Source organism: Photobacterium kagoshimensis, assembly GCF_050337045.1.
GTDB classification, from domain to species: Bacteria; Pseudomonadota; Gammaproteobacteria; order Enterobacterales; family Vibrionaceae; genus Photobacterium; species Photobacterium kagoshimensis.
In genome coordinates, this window is the sequence record NZ_JAKJSO010000015.1 from 96,797 (window position 1) to 114,167 (window position 17,371).

The following is a 17,371-nucleotide window of genomic DNA, read 5'->3' on the forward strand; positions in this document are numbered from 1 at the left end:
TGAATTATTATTACTGAGGTTAAGCTAGCATCATCTCCAATAAAGCATTCAGTAGGAAAGGTTATGTCAGATAACTCTGAAATAGAAAATGAAAACCTTGTTGAAAATCAAGATGAAAAGGAAAACAACGAGGTTAAAACACCCGCTAAAACGAACAAAATTCGTAAAATTACTAACTGCTTGTTACTTATTGCAGCTTCGATGCTCGCGTTTAGCATTATTTCAGACCGTATTATTCCCTTTACTGATAATGCGCGTGTTAAAGGTTATGTTGTGCCGATCAAGCCTGAAGTTTCAGGCCAAGTGTTGGATATTTTGGTTCAGCCAAATCAGCCTGTTTCTGAGGGCGATATTTTAGTTAAGCTGAACCCAACAGACTACGAAATTGCGGTAAAACAGGCAGAACAAGATTTAGAAATTGCAGGCCAAAATGTCGGGGCGCAAACGGCAGCGATAGCTGCGTCACAGGCGCGTGTTACGACAGCCGTTGTAGAACTAGAAAACAGTAAGCTACAAACTAATCGAGTACTCGCGATGGCAAAACGAGGCGTGGTATCACAGTCCGATGGCGATCAGGCGCGTGCTGATTTAGCCACAGCACGAGCGAATGTGGTGAATGCCAAAGCAGATTTGGAAAAAGCTAAGCAGCAATTAGGGGCGAAAGGGCAAGATAACAGCCAAATTAAAGCCGCGCTATTGGCACTAGAGCAGGCGCAAATTAACCTCGAACGTACCACAATCAAAGCACCAACCGCTGGTGGCGTGTCTAATTTCAGTCTATCGGAAGGTTTTTACGCTTCAACAGGGCAAGCTTTGATGACCTTTGTCTCGACCGAAAGCATTTGGGTAGAAGCTTATTTTCGAGAAAACAGCTTAGGCAATATTAAAGCGGGTGATGAAGTTGAAGTCGCGTTGGATTTTGCGCCGGGTAAGGTGATCAAAGGCAAGGTCACCAGTGTTGACTGGGGGGTCGATTGGGGCCAAAACGATCAAGCGGGTAAGCTCGCCCAAGCGAACAATCAAACCGGTTGGTTACGACAGACTCAAATGCTGCCGATTTCGATTGAATTCAACCATCAAGAGGTGAGTGGATTATTGCGCATTGGTGGGCAAGCTGATGTTGTTGTTTATAGTGGCGATAACCCTATATTCAATACCATAGGTAAGCTTTGGATCCGCTTCGTGAGCTTTATGTCTTATGTCCGATAATCCACAAGCTGACTCAGCGATCACACCTGATCCTCTTGAGGATGTTCGCGTACAGACCAAGATTATTCGCTATACCGTTGGGGTTGGGCTGGCGGTATTTTTAGCGGCGCTGATCGACTGGCCGCTGGCCTTTGTTGCACCAGTTTTTGTAGCTAAGTTTCTGGTTGATAAGCCTGAGCTAAATAAAGAAACCTTGTATGAGTTAACCATCGCCATGGTGGCGACAATCGTACTTGGCTTGCTGCTATCAAATGGTATTACCCAATACCCACTGCCCTTATTAATTTTGGTCGGCTTAATGATGCTGTGGGGCTATTTTTTATTTACAGACCCTAAGTGGAATCTGTTTGCCACCATTTTGATCATAGCGGTGTTAATGCTGCCATTTATGGCCATTTCGAACCCGGGGATCTCGGTTTTTCTGGCGGTGGGGTTAGCCAGTTCAGGTGTTGTCGCTGTGATTATTTTTGCTCTTGTACATATCTATTTCCCTGAGCCGCCATCGACGTTTGAAGGGTATCAAGCTTCACCGTTAACAAGAGAACAGCGCTGGCATGCTGCGTTTCGCGCCATGATTATCTCTTTTCCTGTGGTGTGTTTCTTTTTCATATTTCAAATATCTCAAGCACTGCTGACCATGATGTTCATTGCTCTACTATCATTGATGATTACAGGGGAGAAGTCAGTCAAGTTAAGCGCTTTTTTGATTATCACCAACACCATCGGTGGCTTCTTGGCGATAGGCGTATTTATGGTGCTTTCGTTTGTGCCGAATATTCTATTTTATACTTTGTTTATTTCATTAGTTGCAATCGTGATGGCGACTCAAATCTACACTAAACCTGAAAAAGCCCCGATTTTTGCAACAGCGTTTAGTACGGTTTTAGTCTTACTTGGCAGTACCTTGATGAGTTCGAGTGAAATAGACAGCAACATGTTTATACGGATCTTTCAGCTATTCATGATAGGTATTTACATGATTGCGGCGTCATTTTTTCTAGAAACGAGAAACTGGAAATTTTTGAAAATTTAACTTTTGCTGTATTCAACACCAAGGAATACCTATGAAGCATGAAAGTGAGTTTACGAAACAAGTCATTGATGTATCAATAAAAATAGCAGCTATCGCCATTCTTGTTTATTGGTGTTTCTCGATTCTACGGCCATTCATCATGTTGGTGGTGTGGGGCGGAATTATTGCCACGGCACTGTATCCTATAGTGACGTGGGCCCATGGTAAATACGGCATTAGTAAGAGCAAATCGAGTGGGGGATTAGCTTTTATCGGGGTGTTGCTGTTGTTGCTACCACTGATTGCGCTCTCGACAGGCCTTTATACCAGTGGCGCCGATTTGGTAAGTGGCATTCAAGAAGGGACGATGGCTATCCCCAAACCTTCACCCAGCATACAAGAGTGGCCGCTCATTGGTGAGAAAGCTTATGCGTTTGGGTTACAGGCATCGTCAAACTTAGAAAGTGTTTTTGCCAATTATGGTGAAGAAGTGAAAGCCGTGGTCGCTAAGTTGGCTTCTGTAATAGGCTCGCTAGGTGGTGGTTTCATCCAATTCATTATTTCGACTATTATTGCCGGTGTTTTTATGGCGAATGCCGATAAATGTGAGCGTGCATTTGTGTTAGTTGCCCGTCGCTTAACGGGTGATCACGGTGATGATTTAACCCAATTATCAAAAGTAACAGTGCGAAGCGTGGTTCAAGGTGTAATTGGTGTCGCAGTCATTCAATCCATAATGACTGGGATCGGGGTCGCCTTTGCTGGCGTACCTGCAGTGGGATTTTGGATGCTGTTAGTCTTGTTGGTGGCAATTATTCAACTCCCCCCAATCATCGCATTATTACCTGCGATTATTTACGTGTTTAGTGTTGATACTACTACCACGGCAGTTCTCTTCTTGATCTGGTGTATTTTGGTGAGCGGCAGTGATGCGATTCTAAAACCTATGTTATTAAGTCGAGGATCGGATATCCCTATGTTGGTTATCTTACTCGGCGCATTAGGTGGCATGGCGATGTCGGGTATTGTCGGCTTGTTTGTTGGCGCTGTGGTACTTAGCTTAACCTACCAGTTATTCACTGTGTGGTTAGACAGCGAATCGGTGGAAGAGGGTGAAGCAAAGGCAGTCAAAGAGACACAAGATGAAAGCGGTCAGCTATGATGAAGAAAGTCTCAAAAGACGATAACTTTTACTTTCTGCTGGCTGCCTTGTTGGGGCTGTTGTTTATCAGTGCTTTTATGCAGCAGCTCTTTGCTGGCGGCCAGAAGACCATTTTGGCCTTAATCATTATTTGTTTGGGTGTCTCGATAGCTGGGGTACATAGAGAAAAAGTGTTTTACCGAAATTGGTATGGCTTCTTGCTTTTTTTAGCGGCGATATCGGGCACTTTTACGTTTTTGGAAACGATAGACCTTTCATTGGTGACCTTAATTGCATTGCTCTTTTTCTTGCTCTCGCATACTTTCACCGCACTCAAGCAAGTGATGATCACCGATTATGTCAGTGGTAACCAGATTGTTGGCTCAATCTGTGTGTATTTATTACTGGGTTTATCATGGTCATTTATCTACCTGATCCAATTAGAGTTATTTCCAACGGCTTTTAACGGTATCGAGTATAAACCTTGGGTAGATAACTTATTTGAAGCGGTATATTTTAGTTTTATCACCCTGACAACGGTTGGGTATGGCGATATTTCACCAGCCTTGCCTATTCCAAGATTTTTCGTGTTTATTGAATCGATTTTAGGGGGCTTTTATTTGGCTATCATGGTGGCGAGTTTAGTGAGTAGTCGCTTGAGTCAAAGTGATCACAGCCAAAAAGATAACGGTCAAAATGATCAGAATTAAAGTCATGGCGCTCTAATGAGAGCCATTAAGCAAAAAGTGGCTCACGCATGCCTGCCTCAAGACTATGATGCAGGCACGAGTGCTCATTAGTTATGTCGCTAACCTTGGTGTTATAGCCAACTCTTTATCGGTCGTTGCTGCTTTTTAACGGAAAGCTCTGCGTTATCAAGGTTATATTTAGAGGCACAATCACGAAGGGCACATTGATTACGACTGTGACAGCCGCATTCTAGGCAGCGTTCTGCTTCAGTGATGGCGGCTTGGTGACTCATTCCTTTTTCAACTTCTTCAAAGCTTCCTTGGCGCTGTTCAAGCGTCATTTCAGGCACAGTAACCCGTAAGATATGCTGCATTGCATCTGAAAATTTCACCTCTTTTTGCTCTGCGGTTTTGCCTTTAGACAGCATACGCATCACTTCAGTCACATTGGTTAAATGTTTCGAGTTTACGAACTGCATTTTTGAATCATTTTTAAAGGTAAAGGGTTTGTGTGGTAGACGATCAAGTTGCCCATCTAAATAATAGGCAATAGCATCTGCTGCTCGGCGGCCATCTGCTACTGCTTCAATCGCAGTCGCTGGCCCGCGGCGGAAATCACCGATACCGAAGATATTACGAATACCGCTGTACATGTTATTTTCATCGCAATCTATGGTGTTCCAGCGAGTAAGCGGGATGGCTATCTCTTCATTGTCCAGCAGGCTCAAATCAGGTGCTTGCGATACTGCTGCAATCACGGTATCAAACTCTTGAGTAATGTATTCCCCTGTCGGTTCTGGTCGGCAGCGCCCTGACGAGTCGGGTTTACCCAGCGCCATGATCTCTAACTTAACCTGACTGACCCAATTGTTGTTATTGGTATCATCAGTATCAGTATCAGTATCAGTATCAGTATCAGTATCAGTATCAGTAGCAGCAATATTCTCAACAGGGTTGGTCAGGAAGCTAAACTTCACGCCTTCTTTTTCTGCTTCATCCACTTCATAGGCTTCTGCTGGCATTTCTGCGCGGGTACGTCGATAAATTAAGGTGGTCTCAGCACCTGCACGAACTGCGGTACGTGCGCAGTCAATCGCAGTATTACCGCCACCAATCACCGCGACTTTCTTACCTGTTATGCATTTTTGCTCGGTAACAAAATCTTTGAGGTAATCGACACCTAGGTAACAACCTTCTAAGTCACTGCCGGGGTAGGTCATGCCCACGGCTTTGGATGCACCAACCGCCATACAAACGGCATCGTACTCTTCGCTGAGTGCCGTCAGGCTTAGGTTTTCACCAATTTTACAGTTGGTTTTGATCTCCATACCGTTACGACACATTAACTCAATTTCTTTATCTAAAATCGCTTTGGGTAAACGGTATTCAGGAATGCCATAACGTAGCCAACCACCAGTAAGCGGCATAGCCTCAAAAACAGTGACGTTGTAACCTTCATTGCTCAGGTAATACCCACAGGTTAACCCGCCTGGGCCGCTGCCTATAATCGCAACCGACTTATCTTTACTTGGCTTTCTCGGCGGTACATAAGACTCTAATGCGACAAGATCGATATCGGCAGTGTGTCGTTTTAATTGACGGATCGCGAGTGGCTCATCGATTAACCGACGACGGCAACCGGCTTCACAAAACGTAGGGCAGACTCTACCGATAGACAGTGGCATAGGTAGGGTTTGCTTAATGACTTCGATCGCTTTTTGATGGTCGCCATTAGCGATATGGCGTAAATAAGACTGAATATCGACCCCTGCTGGACATGCGGTTTGGCAAGGGGCTTCGCAATATTCCTTGGTATCTTCAGACAGTAGTTGAATCAGAATTTTTTTTCTGTGCGTTGAAAGTGCATCCGATTCAGTGATCACAGACATGCCATCGTATGGTGTTGTCTTGCACGCTTTTTTTAAGCCACTACCTTCGATCTCCACTTCGCAGAGTTCACAATGTGAGTGTGTGATGCCTTTGCTGGCGTTTGAATCATTACTGGAGTCGATACAAGGTTCAAGGTGGTTATCGACAGTGCAAAGGGTAGGGATGTCGATGCCATGGTGTTTCGCGATAGTGAGTAGGGTGTGATTGTTATCAACCTCAAGCAACTTCCCATTTATAGTAATGGTGATCATTATTACCTCGGTATTGTCTTGTTTTAGCCCTATAAATTTGAATTATTAGCTTTATTAACCTAAGAGACTAGATCAATATTTGGTCAGTAAACTTGGCCTTGCTCGTGTTTTAATGACCGCATCGCGAATTAAGTACCGAAATAACAAGAGGTTGTATAGCTGATCACGTTTTAAGCGTGCTTCATCTCGAATAACTTGCACTTCGAGGGCTAACTAATCGCGCTATTTTACGTTTGTATGTTGTTGAAACTTGTTTGTTATTTTTGATTCAAATCAATGTGATAGTCGAATTGTGGCTGAGTTTAGGCCAAAAGTAACCCCAAGCCATTTAATGTGAACTTAGTCTAATTATTATTCACTCAATTACTTATCATACAAATATGTGTGCGTGTCGTTTGGGCGTTTATTTGTCTAACGTAAATGGTTTTAGTGCTTGGAATAAGTTGGTGGAGCATGGAGCAAGTTCGACAGTTAATTCATATTACTGGGATAGTGCAGGGTGTTGGTTTTCGACCTTTTATCTACAAACTGGCCAAGCAATATCAACTTAGTGGTTATGTGCTTAACAATGGTAATGGCGTTAGTATTGAGGTTGAAGGCGAGGAGCGGCAGGTAACGGCTTTTTATAATGACATCACTTTGCAAGCACCACCGCTAAGTCGCATTGATAGTATTACCGCCCAAGTGATTGCTGTTGCTGATGCGCTAACCTTTATTTCTGACAGTGCCTCGCCTGAACATACCCCCAACTTTATTATTACCGAAAGTGACAGCAGCCAAAGCGCCACAGTGTGTGTGTCGCCAGACCAAGGTATTTGCCCTGCTTGCCTTGATGATATTAACGATCCCACCAATCGCCACTATCGCTACCCTTTCACCAACTGTACCCACTGCGGCCCACGCTATACGCTAATCAAACGACTGCCTTATGATCGTAAGCAAACTTCAATGGCGGCTTTTGCTATGTGCCCTGATTGCGAAGCGGCCTATACCAACCCTGAAGATCGCCGTTACCATGCGCAACCTGTTAGCTGTCCTAAATGCGGCCCTTGGGTCAGTTTTTATGATCTAGAAAGCAAGAAAGATCAACCCGAACCTGTTGCCGAACATTACGCAGCGATAGAAGCCACAGCTAACGCTTTGAAAGCGGGTAAAATCATTGCGGTCAAAGGCTTAGGTGGTTTCCACTTAATGTGTGATGCCACTAATCAGCAAGCAGTCGCCCAGCTTAGATCCCGCAAACAACGCCAACGCAAACCGCTGGCGGTGATGATGAAAGATACACACCAAGCCCAAGGTTATGTAGAAGGAAGCCCGCAAGAGTGGGCGCTATTAGGATCTCAGCAGCGGCCTATTACCTTATTTCGTAAAAAAGCATCGAGCTCAGATTACGTAAGTGATTCAGATCTTACTATGACGGCTCGGGCTAGGGCTGATATCACCGATATTGCTGATAATGTCGCGCCCAATATTCCTTATCTTGGGGTGATGTTGGCTTACACACCGCTACATTACTTGTTATTCGATTTAGTCGATGTGCCTTTAGTGGCGACCAGCGCCAATATTTCAGGCTTTCCCATTATTGCTAACAGTGATGATATTTTCAGGCAGTTGGGGCATGTGGTGGATGGCGTACTCGATCACAACCGTGAAATCGTCCATTGCTGCGATGATAGCTTGGTCCAGATTGCAGGCGGCAGACGTCAAACACTCCGCTTAGCCCGTGGTTATGCCCCATATACTTTTTCGCTACCGCATAAGTTAACGCACCCTGTGCTGGCTGTGGGTGGACAGCAAAAAGTGACCTTTGGTTTAGGGTTTGCCGAGCAAGGGATCATCAGCCCACATGTCGGTGATATGTTTGGCTTGGACATGCAACAGCACTATCAACAAATGCTCGATGGCTTTACTCAGATTTATCACGTTAAGCCACAAACGATAGTGTGCGACAAGCACCCAAACTATATGACCACTGAATGGGCGCAGGACTATGTTAAAGGCTATGTTCAAGATAATGCTCAAGGTAATGTTCAGGAAAATGGCCAAGAAGTGGTTCAAGAAAATAGCCCCGACAGTAGCTATGCTAGCAACCCCGACACTAGTTATGAGAAGCCAACTCAATTACTCCAGCTGCAACACCACCACGCCCATATTGTTGCCGTTATGGCTGAACACCAACTGCGAGAAACAGTATTAGGTTTTGCTTTTGACGGCACAGGCTTGGGCGATGACCACCAAATTTGGGGTGGGGAAGTGTTACTGGCAGACCATCAAACGGCTAAGCGCCTTTATCATCTAAAACCTTTCCGCCTAATCGGTGGCGAGCGAGCAATTAAAGAGCCCGCGCGGATCTTGCTGGGCTTACTGCTGGAGTATTACTCATTCGAGCAGATAAAAGCATTCCAGTTAGAAGCCTTTGCCAATACGCCTAACAGTAAACTCGATAACTTATACCGACTCTGGTTAACTAAACAAAGTTCACCTTATACCACTTCGATGGGGCGCTTAGTCGACGCGTTTGCCAGCTTACTCGGCCTTGTTGAACAGGTTGATTTTGAGGGCGAATGCGGAATGCGATTAGAAGCGCTGGCTTTACAAGCTGATGCCGATAAGGGCGCAGAAGCATCGTTTATTCCTGCGTTTGTTGTTGAAAATGACGTTATTGATCCGCAACCCCTACTTGCGAGTGTGATCGATAGTTTAGCCACTAGTGCTTTCCAGCCTGTTTGCTCTGATTTAACTACTGGTCCCTCTGTTTCTTCTACTCAGCGAGACTTGGCGGTGAAGCAAAACGCAGCGAACCAATTTTTTACCGCGCTGGTCGAGATGATCAGCTCCATTAGCGCCAAACACCCTGAGTATCCAGTCGTGGTTTCGGGTGGGGTTTTCCAAAATCGTGTGCTGATGGACAGGCTCGATGCCCGCTTTACATCTGAGGCTCGTTCGTTTCTCACCAGCGAAATCATTCCACTAAATGATGGTGGGATCGCGATGGGACAGCTTTGGCATGGATTATGGCAATAAGACACAGGCTTATAGGCATTCTGTCATTAATAAAAAGAATATTACCAACTTGGAAGAGAGATAAATTATGTGTTTGTGTATTCCCTCGCAGATAGTGGAAATCCACCCAGAGGACAGTACGGTCACGGTCGATACTTTGGGCGTCCGACGTAGAATAAGTACTCATTTAATCGAAGAGCCATTGAGCATGGGGGATTACTTATTGATCCACGTTGGCTTTGCTATCAGCAAAATCAACGAACAAGAAGCATTAAAAAGCCTAGAAGAATACCGCTTATTATTGGCTGAAATGGGTGAAGAAGAAGCGAGAGCATTGTTTATATGATTGAACTTAAAGATCTCTCCCAAGGCTTTCGTAACCCCGAGTTAATGCAGTCGCTTTCTCAACGTATTCATCAACTTTCTGCTCAATTAAGCGAACCGATTAAAATCATGGAAGTGTGCGGTGGCCATACCCACACCATCATGAAATACGGCTTAAATCAGTTGTTACCCCGTAACATTGAGTTTATCCACGGTCCCGGCTGTCCTGTTTGTATCATGCCGAAAGAGCGGATCGATCATGCGATTGAGCTGGCGATGTTACCCGAGGTTATTCTGGTAACCTTGGGCGATATGATCCGCGTACCTGGCTCGAAAGGTACCTTGGCGCAATGTCGTGCTAAAGGGGGCGATGTTCGTCCTGTTTATGATCCGCTCGATGCCCTTGAAATCGCCAAGCAGAACCCAGATCGCAAGGTGGTGTTCTTTGCGATTGGCTTTGAAACCACCACACCAATGACTGCTGTGTTATTGGAGCTGGCAGAAAAGCAAAATGTCGCCAACCTCTATTTTCATATTAACCATGTGTTAGTGCCACCAGCGGTTGATGCCGTAATGGCAGACGGCGCCGCTAGAGTCACCGCCTTTATTGGCCCTTCGCATGTTAGTGCCATTACCGGTTCTGATATTTATCAGCCGATTGTCGATTGTTACCACACACCCGTTGTGGTGAGCGGCTTTGAACCTGTCGATGTAATGCAGTCGATCTTGATGATAGTGGAGCAGAAAGTACAAGGTATCGCCAAGCTAGAAGTGCAATACACCCGTGTTGTCACAGCCAAAGGCAACCAAGCAGCACAGCAGAAAGTGGCGAGTATGTTCACCTTGCGCCCGCATTTTCGCTGGCGTGGCCTTGGCGACATTCCATTGTCATCTTTGGTGTTGTCGGAACAATATCGTCATCGTGATGCAGAAATTGTGTTTGCCGATGCCTTGTCGGAGCAGGCGATAGAAGATCACAAAGCTTGTCAGTGTGCCGACATTTTACGCGGGTTAGCAAAACCGAATCAGTGTCGTGTGTTTGGCCGAGGCTGTACCCCAACCAAGCCAATGGGAAGCTGCATGGTCAGTTCGGAAGGGGCGTGCAATGCCTATTACCGCTATGCGGGCTTGGCGTTTGACCTTGATTTGAATAAAGAAGCTTCGATACACAGAGCTAAGACAGAAAAGGAGATCACAGCATGAGAACCGTTCAACTAAGCCATGGTGGTGGTGGTCAGGAAATGAATAAACTGATCAGTGATCTGTTTTTCCACCATTTTCAAAACGAGATACTGCTGAAAGCTGAAGATGCCGCGGTATTGCAGCTTGAAGGGCCGATTGCGTTCACGTCAGATAGCTTTACCGTCTCACCGTTGTTTTTTGCTGGTGGCGACATAGGTAAGTTGGCAATTGCAGGCACAGTGAATGACTTAGCCATGGTCGGCGCACAGCCGCAATACCTGAGTTGTAGCTTCATCATCGAAGAAGGTTTTGAGTACCACAAGCTAGAAACCATAGTGAAAAGCATGAAAGCGGAACTAGAAAAATCGGGTGCACAAATCGTGTGTGGCGATACCAAAGTCGTGCCTCGCGGTGCGGCTGATGGCGTGTTCATTAACACCACAGGCGTTGGCACGGTTAAATACCCCAATATTTCGGTGAGTCAGCTGCAGGCGGGCGATGCCATTTTAGTCTCTCGCGACATTGGTTGTCATGGTAGCTGTATTTTAATGGCTCGTGATGAACTGCGCCTAGAGTCTGATCTGGTAAGTGATTGTGCGACTTTGTGGCCTGTGGTTGAACGCCTGATTGAGTCTGGGGTTTCCCTTCATGCCATGCGCGATGCGACTCGCGGTGGTTTATCGGCTGTTTTGAATGAATGGTGTGAAGGCTCCAAAATCCAAATTGATGTCGAAGAAGAGAAAATCCCTGTTGCCGATGCTGTGCAAGGCTTGTGCGAGTTATACGGTTTTGAACCCTACGATTTAGCCAACGAAGGCACCATGATCTTGGCTGTTCCCGCGAAAGATGTTCCTGCCGCTTTAGACGTGTTACGCCTATTCTCACCAAACGCTGAACAGATAGGCACCGTGGTTGAAGCACAGCAGCACAAAGTGATTATGCACAATCCGTGGGGTGGGCGACGTTACCTCGAATTACCGCAAGGCGAGCTGTTACCGCGTATTTGTTAGTGCCAGTAATCGGTAAATTGTACTTGTTTAGAGGTAGGCAGAGCCTATTGACTCGTTAAATAATCTCAGCAACTGCAAGTAGGCTTAAAGCTATTAGGGAAGCAAGGCATTTTATTGCCTCTAAAACTAAGGTTGAGAGTTCACGAGCAGAATGCGAAGTTATTTTCGTCTAATATCATGCCGTTATAGTTTAAATCCAAATCAAAATTTTCAAATGACATGGAGTCGATACATGTTTTTAAATCGTTTATCAATGGCAGAGAAAGAGGCTTTCTTGGCTTTAGCACATCATATCGCTCATGCTGATAATGATTTCTCAGTGGACGAAGAAGTGCTGATTGCTAAATACTGCATGGAAATGCAGATGGATGACATTGAATATGATGAAGCCAATTTCAATTTGTTTAGTATCTTGGATACTTTTGAGCAAGACAGCCATCAAAAAATCGTGCTGTTAGAGTTAATGGCCCTGGTTTATGCCGATGGTGTTATAGCAAAAGAAGAGCAACATACGATTGATGCCATTATCGAACATTTCGAGCTAAACCCTAACCTTGCGATTATCTATCGTGAGTGGTCGAAAAACATCCTTTCATTGTTCACTCAAGGCGAGGCCTTGATTCACATATGAGTTTCCCTTGCACTCGTTGTGGCTTGTGTTGCCAAAAAATTAAAGGTATCGCTGAACTTGAAGAATTTCATTCAGGCGATGGTAAATGCAAACACTATTCGAAAAGTAAGGGCTGTTTGATTTATCAAAAGCGCCCGTTGGTATGCAGAATAGACGAAGGCTATGAAAAACTATTTTCTCAGTTGGTTGGCTTAAAAGAGTATTACCAAAAGAACGCTGAAGTCTGTAATTCTCTGCAACAAGAGCAAGATTATCCACCACGCTATAGAGTGAACCTAGATAATGGACATTAACGCATTATTACATTTTCTGCCCCAAGAAGAGCAGAATCTTAACCGCTTAGCATTTATTAAAAATAATTCGTCTAAGCCTCGTGTTGCCGTATTTGGTAAGTATAACCACGGTAAAAGTACGTTGCTTAATGCCTTAATAGGCGAAGAATATTTTAAGGTCGCAGATAAGCGCGAGACGGTAGAAAACCGAGAGCTCGAACAAGACAAAGTGATTTGGATTGACACTCCAGGGCTTGATGCCGATGTCAATCGTCAAGATGATGCGAAAGCAATCAAAGGGGCATTTGAGGTTGCTGATTACTTGTTTTTGGTTCATCAAGCACAAGCTGGTGAATTAGATAAATATGAATTAGATGTGTTTTTAAAGTTGGCGCGACAAGATAAAAACTATAGCCAAAAGATGTTCCTTATCATCACTCAAGTAGATCAAAAATCACCAGATGATGTAGCAATAGTTGAGAGAAAAATTCGTGAGCAATTAATGCAATTTATAGATCTTCAACAGCTTGAAGTCATCAAGGTCTCAGCTCAGCGCTATTTACGTGGTATTCAAGAGGATAAGTCAATCTTCTGTGAAAGGAGCAATATAAATGAATTATTTACCCTTACTGGTAAGTTAGTTGAACAGATAGATGCTGCGCGCGAGAAAGAACTTAAGCGTCTGAAATCCAAAATTCTACTAGAACTTCGCTCTAAAACTAAATGGACTGCTGCTGAACTAATGAGTAAACGCGCTAAAGCGATGAAAGAAAAAGCAGCACTACAGCGCGATATTAAAACATTATCCCAAGCTTTGGTATAGCCAAGCAATTGTAAAAAGATAGGAGATTATTATGGCTATTCCTTGGATAGTAGGTGGAATTATTGCAGCTGGTGTTGCTGCCATTGTTGCAAGTGATGATAGTAGTAGCTCTAGCTCTTCTAGTTCTTCTAGCTCTGGTGATTTCGAACGTGAACGCGAGCGTGTAAGACTTGATAATGAACGTAAAAAAGAAGCAGCAGCTAAGCTGGCAAAAGAGCAACGCATAGCATCAGAAAATAAAGCTAAAGCACAACGTTTTATCACTAAACACAATTTGACTTTAACGCCAGAAGAGTTGATCCGTGCCAACAAGCAAGACAATCAACTGAGCTTACAAGCAATGAATAATTACAACAATAAAGCCAGCGTGCGTGATCGTAATCGTGAGATAGAGCTACTCGAACAAGAGCTAGAAGGTTTAGAGATTGTCGAGAAAGAGTTGCTAAGGACGCTGTAATGGATGATGTAAAAACAACCCAGGACAATCCGTTTTTAGCTGCCCTTAGTGAATTTAGAGTGGGCATTAACGACGTATCGAACAAAGAAGATCAGCTGAACAATATCAAATCGCAATTAGTTGAAAAACTGACGCAGGCTGAAAAGTTCAATGATGAAACGATCAACGATAAGCATGCTTTATATCAGCTAGCAAATGAAATTAAGCTGTCAGTTAATACCAAAGTTAAACAATGGGATAAGAAGTTAAGCGATGCATCCCCAATGCGAGCTCTGAGTGAGCAATTTTCTGATCGAGTTATCTTGCTTGTGTTTGGTAAGGTCAATGCGGGTAAAAGCTCGTTCAGTAACTATATCGCTGACTTATTCAATCCAAGTGAAGTAAAACGCTTTTTCTTTGATAAGGGGGAGGTGAAGTACTTTGAAGGTCAGTTTGCCGAAGGTGTTACCGAGACGACAGCGCAAATTCAAGGTGTAGAGCTTGGCTCAAACTTAGTGTTGTTGGATTCACCAGGTTTACACTCTATTGTTAATGAAAATGGCGATCTAACCCGCCGTTATACCGACAGCGCAGACGCTGTTCTGTGGTTAACATCATCGAGTTCTCCTGGTCAGGTACAAGAATTAGAAGATCTAAAACTTGAGCTTGAAAAGAAAAAGCCACTGCAACCTGTGCTTACTAAAAGCGACAAGATGGAAGAAGATTGGTGTGATGAAGCTGATGACTTGGTGCAAACACTATTCAATAAAACAGCAGAAGTGCGTAAAGCACAAGAAGATGATGTATTTAGCCGAGTGAAAGACTTAGGTGAGGTTGAAAAGCTAAAAACAGCAGTCTCAGTCTCAGTTCATGCTTATAAAAAGCAGCATGAACAAAACCCTAATGCCCTCGAAGAAAGTGGCTTAACCGAATTGTTCAAGCGCTTAGCCAATATTGTTGATGAGGCAAATGTTTATAAGGTAAGTAAAGCTCAGCAGCAGATGGTTAACTTCTTAAATGGCGAAGTATTAAAACCAATGGATCAAGACATCTTACCAAAAGTTTTAGAGCTACAAACTAGTCTACAAGAGATGACGGAAAATCTTCGCTTTAAGCAGAATAATTTGTCTTCACAAATCCTAGATAACGTGCTTTGTGAAGTGCCATTGATTGTTGATAAGCACATGGGTAGTCGAGATAAAAAAGCACTAGAACATGACGTTAACAAACTGATTGAAAAAGAAATTAGTGAAACGCTACGACATGAGTTAAGAGACGTTGTTAAAGATATTAAAAAGGTGTCGAGTGACCTCTCTGGTGCAAACCTAGGTGATTTTAACGACATTACAATTGATATTAAAAAAGTCTCAGGTAAAGCAAAACAAAGTGCCAGTTCTTCAGCTGGTGCTGCTGCGGGTATGGCAATCGGTGGTTTTTTCGGGGGGCCTTTGGGCGCAATGATTGGTGGGGCAATCGGCGGTTATGGTGGTAACAAGGCGGGTGAGATGATTTTCGTTGAAATTACGACTGAAAAACTATCAGTGGGTGTCTCTCCTGATAACGTGATTCAAACGACTTCAGAAGCAATTCGTACTAACTTACCGGCTCAAGTGAAGACGGTATTCGAAGAAGTGAACCGCTCATTTGAACCACTTCAACTTTATGCTGAAAACATTGTTGTAGCCATCAATGAATGTCAACAACAAACCCGAAACTTGAGAGTGCATAATGCGTAATCCATTCATCGATATTAAGCAAAACCTATTAGACTCAAAAGAGAGGGTCATTAACTATCAAGGTAGTGATTTAGCCAATCAAATCCATGATGAGTTAAATAAAAAAGTAGATGATCAAGTATTACAAATCATGCTGTACGGCGCATATAACGCAGGTAAGAGCACATTTGTTAATGCGTTAATTGGTGAAGAGCGTGCAAACGTTGGTGAGGTCCCAACAACGGATAGTGTTGATACATTCGATTGGAATGGCTACCGCCTGCTAGATACCCCTGGGGTAAATGCACCAATTGATCATGAAGAAACAACAATAGCGCAAATCAAACGTACTCATGTAATGGTATTTGTGATCCGTGATGGCGACCAAGATACTAAAGACGTGTATGAGCGTTTATTTAATATGCTTAATCTTGGTAAACACATTTTTATCGTTCTGAACCATCAACTCGCTTCAGAAAAAGATAAGGCAACGGCTCATCAAAAAGTGCTACAGATCTTAATCAAACTCGCTCCTCAATACGGAGTATCAGATGAAATTATTCAACAAATTAAAGTGATACCAATGAACACCCAAACGGCACTTAAAGGCCGTTTGAAGAATGATCATGCAAAATTACTAGAACATTCGGGGTACAGTCACTTTATTGAAACGTTTATTGATTGGTTAAAAGAGCAAGACAGTAAGGATAGTCATCTAGCTGGCCTTAAAAGTACCGTTAAGGAATTGTGGTACAAGCCCGTGATTGAACAGTTATCGAGTCGTGATGACAGTCATCTTGATAGTGAATTAAACATGGCGCGTGATGATAAAACGATGCTTAGTTCTCGTCAGCGTGCGTTAATTTCAGAGTCACGTAATTTTTTAAACCATGAGTTAACGCTAATAAAGTCTGATATCAGCAATGTATTACAAAATAGCAGCAATCAAGCGCAACTGGATAGTGCTATACAGTCTGCGGTTGATCCTATTGGTGACAAGCTAGAGCAGTGGCTAAATGATAAGATTGGTGAAGTAAGCTCATCAATGCGTGTTTCGATTTCACATGAAATGCAGCAAGTCTTATCAGGTAATAGCAACAAATACCTTGATATGGGGGTTGAAGGGCTGGGTAAAATTGCTAATGCAGACAACATTAAAGGTGCATTGTTACAGGGGCGTAAGTTTAAGATCCCAGGCTTAAAAGGTCGCTGGGAAACAACGTTAGGTAAGTGGGCGGGCAAAGCTGCCGTTGTTGTGCAGGTGGTTACAGCACTTTACGATCTATATAAATCAAATAGTGAAGAAAAGGCAGAGAACGAACGTAATCGCAACGCGTCTATCCAATTATATCAAGCTGTAGAAGATATATGCGCAACGGTAAAGCGTGAATATGGCGATATATCAGAGCAAGTTATCACCCAAATGATTGGTTTACGTATTCAAGCGTTGGATGACAAAATCGCTAAACTCACAGCGGAGCAAGGTGGATATCAAAGTGACTATCAAGCACTATTAGATTGCCAAACCGACCTTGAGCAAATTAACTATTAAGAGAGCATCTAGAATCTTACTTTAATTTTCTAGATATAAACGTATGGGGGCAGTATGGACAAAAAAGCATCTCAGTCCTAAAACTCACCCAATCACAACCCTTTGCTGAATCCAGTTTTTAAAGCAAAGGGCTGTGTGACAATTGTTCATTCTATTTGCTCGTCAACAAGGAGCTATAGCACCTGAGTTCTTTACCTTTATTAAGGAGGGGCTATTTTTCAATAATTGTAT

15 protein-coding genes are annotated in these 17,371 nt (G+C 43.6%); 14 read left to right on the forward strand and 1 reads right to left on the reverse strand.

Annotated features, from left to right (window positions below; genetic code table 11):
• Positions 1–63 precede the first annotated feature (63 nt).
• From L4C35_RS13915 to L4C35_RS13930, 4 genes are read left to right on the forward strand one after another with little or no spacing between them, the layout of a single operon-like run.
• Positions 64–1,209 (forward strand): HlyD family secretion protein, encoded by a 1,146-nt coding sequence (locus tag L4C35_RS13915; protein WP_428463446.1) that lies wholly within the window; start codon positions 64–66, stop codon positions 1,207–1,209.
• Positions 1,199–2,242: a DUF2955 domain-containing protein gene (locus L4C35_RS13920; protein WP_428463447.1), complete on the forward strand. Its 1,044-nt coding sequence runs from the start codon at positions 1,199–1,201 to the stop codon at positions 2,240–2,242. Before L4C35_RS13915 ends, L4C35_RS13920 begins: the two co-directional genes overlap by 11 nt.
• A gap of 31 nt (positions 2,243–2,273) precedes the next feature.
• Positions 2,274–3,383: an AI-2E family transporter gene (locus L4C35_RS13925; RefSeq protein ID WP_428463448.1), complete on the forward strand. Its 1,110-nt coding sequence runs from the start codon at positions 2,274–2,276 to the stop codon at positions 3,381–3,383.
• Positions 3,383–4,072 (forward strand): potassium channel family protein, encoded by a 690-nt coding sequence (locus L4C35_RS13930; RefSeq protein WP_428463689.1) that lies wholly within the window; start codon positions 3,383–3,385, stop codon positions 4,070–4,072. The genes L4C35_RS13925 and L4C35_RS13930 overlap by 1 nt, the downstream gene beginning before the upstream one ends.
• Positions 4,073–4,182: 110 nt before the next feature.
• On the opposite strand, the gene L4C35_RS13935 is transcribed toward L4C35_RS13930, so the two are convergent.
• On the reverse strand, positions 4,183–6,192 hold the full coding sequence (locus tag L4C35_RS13935; RefSeq protein WP_428463449.1) for an FAD-dependent oxidoreductase: 2,010 nt from the start codon (positions 6,190–6,192) through the stop codon (positions 4,183–4,185).
• A 453-nt stretch (positions 6,193–6,645) separates the two neighbouring features.
• On the opposite strand from L4C35_RS13935, the gene hypF reads away from it, so the two are divergent.
• The 10 genes from hypF (at position 6,646) to L4C35_RS13985 (ending at position 17,140) form a co-directional block, all read left to right on the forward strand.
• Positions 6,646–9,216 (forward strand): carbamoyltransferase HypF, encoded by a 2,571-nt coding sequence (hypF, locus tag L4C35_RS13940; protein WP_428463450.1) that lies wholly within the window; start codon positions 6,646–6,648, stop codon positions 9,214–9,216.
• 67 nt (positions 9,217–9,283) lie between these two features.
• A complete protein-coding gene (locus L4C35_RS13945) occupies positions 9,284–9,541 on the forward strand; it encodes a HypC/HybG/HupF family hydrogenase formation chaperone (protein ID WP_428463451.1) in 258 nt (85 codons plus the stop codon).
• On the forward strand, positions 9,538–10,722 hold the full coding sequence (gene hypD / locus L4C35_RS13950; RefSeq protein WP_428463452.1) for a hydrogenase formation protein HypD: 1,185 nt from the start codon (positions 9,538–9,540) through the stop codon (positions 10,720–10,722). Before L4C35_RS13945 ends, hypD begins: the two co-directional genes overlap by 4 nt.
• Complete coding sequence (gene hypE / locus L4C35_RS13955; RefSeq protein WP_428463453.1) at positions 10,719–11,711, forward strand: hydrogenase expression/formation protein HypE; 993 nt, start codon at positions 10,719–10,721, stop codon at positions 11,709–11,711. Before hypD ends, hypE begins: the two co-directional genes overlap by 4 nt.
• A gap of 232 nt (positions 11,712–11,943) precedes the next feature.
• Positions 11,944–12,342 carry a TerB family tellurite resistance protein gene (locus tag L4C35_RS13960; RefSeq protein ID WP_062687735.1) on the forward strand — a complete coding sequence of 133 codons (399 nt, stop codon included), beginning with the start codon at positions 11,944–11,946 and terminating at the stop codon, positions 12,340–12,342.
• Positions 12,339–12,635 carry a YkgJ family cysteine cluster protein gene (locus L4C35_RS13965; RefSeq protein WP_428463454.1) on the forward strand — a complete coding sequence of 99 codons (297 nt, stop codon included), beginning with the start codon at positions 12,339–12,341 and terminating at the stop codon, positions 12,633–12,635. The genes L4C35_RS13960 and L4C35_RS13965 overlap by 4 nt, the downstream gene beginning before the upstream one ends.
• On the forward strand, positions 12,625–13,437 hold the full coding sequence (locus L4C35_RS13970; protein ID WP_428463455.1) for a GTPase: 813 nt from the start codon (positions 12,625–12,627) through the stop codon (positions 13,435–13,437). The genes L4C35_RS13965 and L4C35_RS13970 overlap by 11 nt, the downstream gene beginning before the upstream one ends.
• Before the next feature lie 31 nt (positions 13,438–13,468).
• On the forward strand, positions 13,469–13,894 hold the full coding sequence (locus tag L4C35_RS13975; RefSeq protein WP_428463456.1) for a hypothetical protein: 426 nt from the start codon (positions 13,469–13,471) through the stop codon (positions 13,892–13,894).
• A complete protein-coding gene (locus L4C35_RS13980) occupies positions 13,894–15,609 on the forward strand; it encodes a dynamin family protein (RefSeq protein ID WP_428463457.1) in 1,716 nt (571 codons plus the stop codon). The genes L4C35_RS13975 and L4C35_RS13980 overlap by 1 nt, the downstream gene beginning before the upstream one ends.
• Positions 15,602–17,140 carry a GTPase gene (locus L4C35_RS13985; protein ID WP_428463458.1) on the forward strand — a complete coding sequence of 513 codons (1,539 nt, stop codon included), beginning with the start codon at positions 15,602–15,604 and terminating at the stop codon, positions 17,138–17,140. The genes L4C35_RS13980 and L4C35_RS13985 overlap by 8 nt, the downstream gene beginning before the upstream one ends.
• Positions 17,141–17,371 lie beyond the last annotated feature (231 nt).

Coding starts and splice junctions, on each gene's coding strand:
- L4C35_RS13915 (WP_428463446.1), top strand. CDS start 64: ATGTCAGATAACTCTGAAATAGAAAATGAAAACCTTGTTGAAAATCAA.
- L4C35_RS13920 (WP_428463447.1), top strand. CDS start 1,199: ATGTCCGATAATCCACAAGCTGACTCAGCGATCACACCTGATCCTCTT.
- L4C35_RS13925 (WP_428463448.1), top strand. CDS start 2,274: ATGAAGCATGAAAGTGAGTTTACGAAACAAGTCATTGATGTATCAATA.
- L4C35_RS13930 (WP_428463689.1), top strand. CDS start 3,383: ATGAAGAAAGTCTCAAAAGACGATAACTTTTACTTTCTGCTGGCTGCC.
- L4C35_RS13935 (WP_428463449.1), bottom strand. CDS start 6,192: ATGATCACCATTACTATAAATGGGAAGTTGCTTGAGGTTGATAACAAT.
- hypF (WP_428463450.1), top strand. CDS start 6,646: ATGGAGCAAGTTCGACAGTTAATTCATATTACTGGGATAGTGCAGGGT.
- L4C35_RS13945 (WP_428463451.1), top strand. CDS start 9,284: ATGTGTTTGTGTATTCCCTCGCAGATAGTGGAAATCCACCCAGAGGAC.
- hypD (WP_428463452.1), top strand. CDS start 9,538: ATGATTGAACTTAAAGATCTCTCCCAAGGCTTTCGTAACCCCGAGTTA.
- hypE (WP_428463453.1), top strand. CDS start 10,719: ATGAGAACCGTTCAACTAAGCCATGGTGGTGGTGGTCAGGAAATGAAT.
- L4C35_RS13960 (WP_062687735.1), top strand. CDS start 11,944: ATGTTTTTAAATCGTTTATCAATGGCAGAGAAAGAGGCTTTCTTGGCT.
- L4C35_RS13965 (WP_428463454.1), top strand. CDS start 12,339: ATGAGTTTCCCTTGCACTCGTTGTGGCTTGTGTTGCCAAAAAATTAAA.
- L4C35_RS13970 (WP_428463455.1), top strand. CDS start 12,625: ATGGACATTAACGCATTATTACATTTTCTGCCCCAAGAAGAGCAGAAT.
- L4C35_RS13975 (WP_428463456.1), top strand. CDS start 13,469: ATGGCTATTCCTTGGATAGTAGGTGGAATTATTGCAGCTGGTGTTGCT.
- L4C35_RS13980 (WP_428463457.1), top strand. CDS start 13,894: ATGGATGATGTAAAAACAACCCAGGACAATCCGTTTTTAGCTGCCCTT.
- L4C35_RS13985 (WP_428463458.1), top strand. CDS start 15,602: ATGCGTAATCCATTCATCGATATTAAGCAAAACCTATTAGACTCAAAA.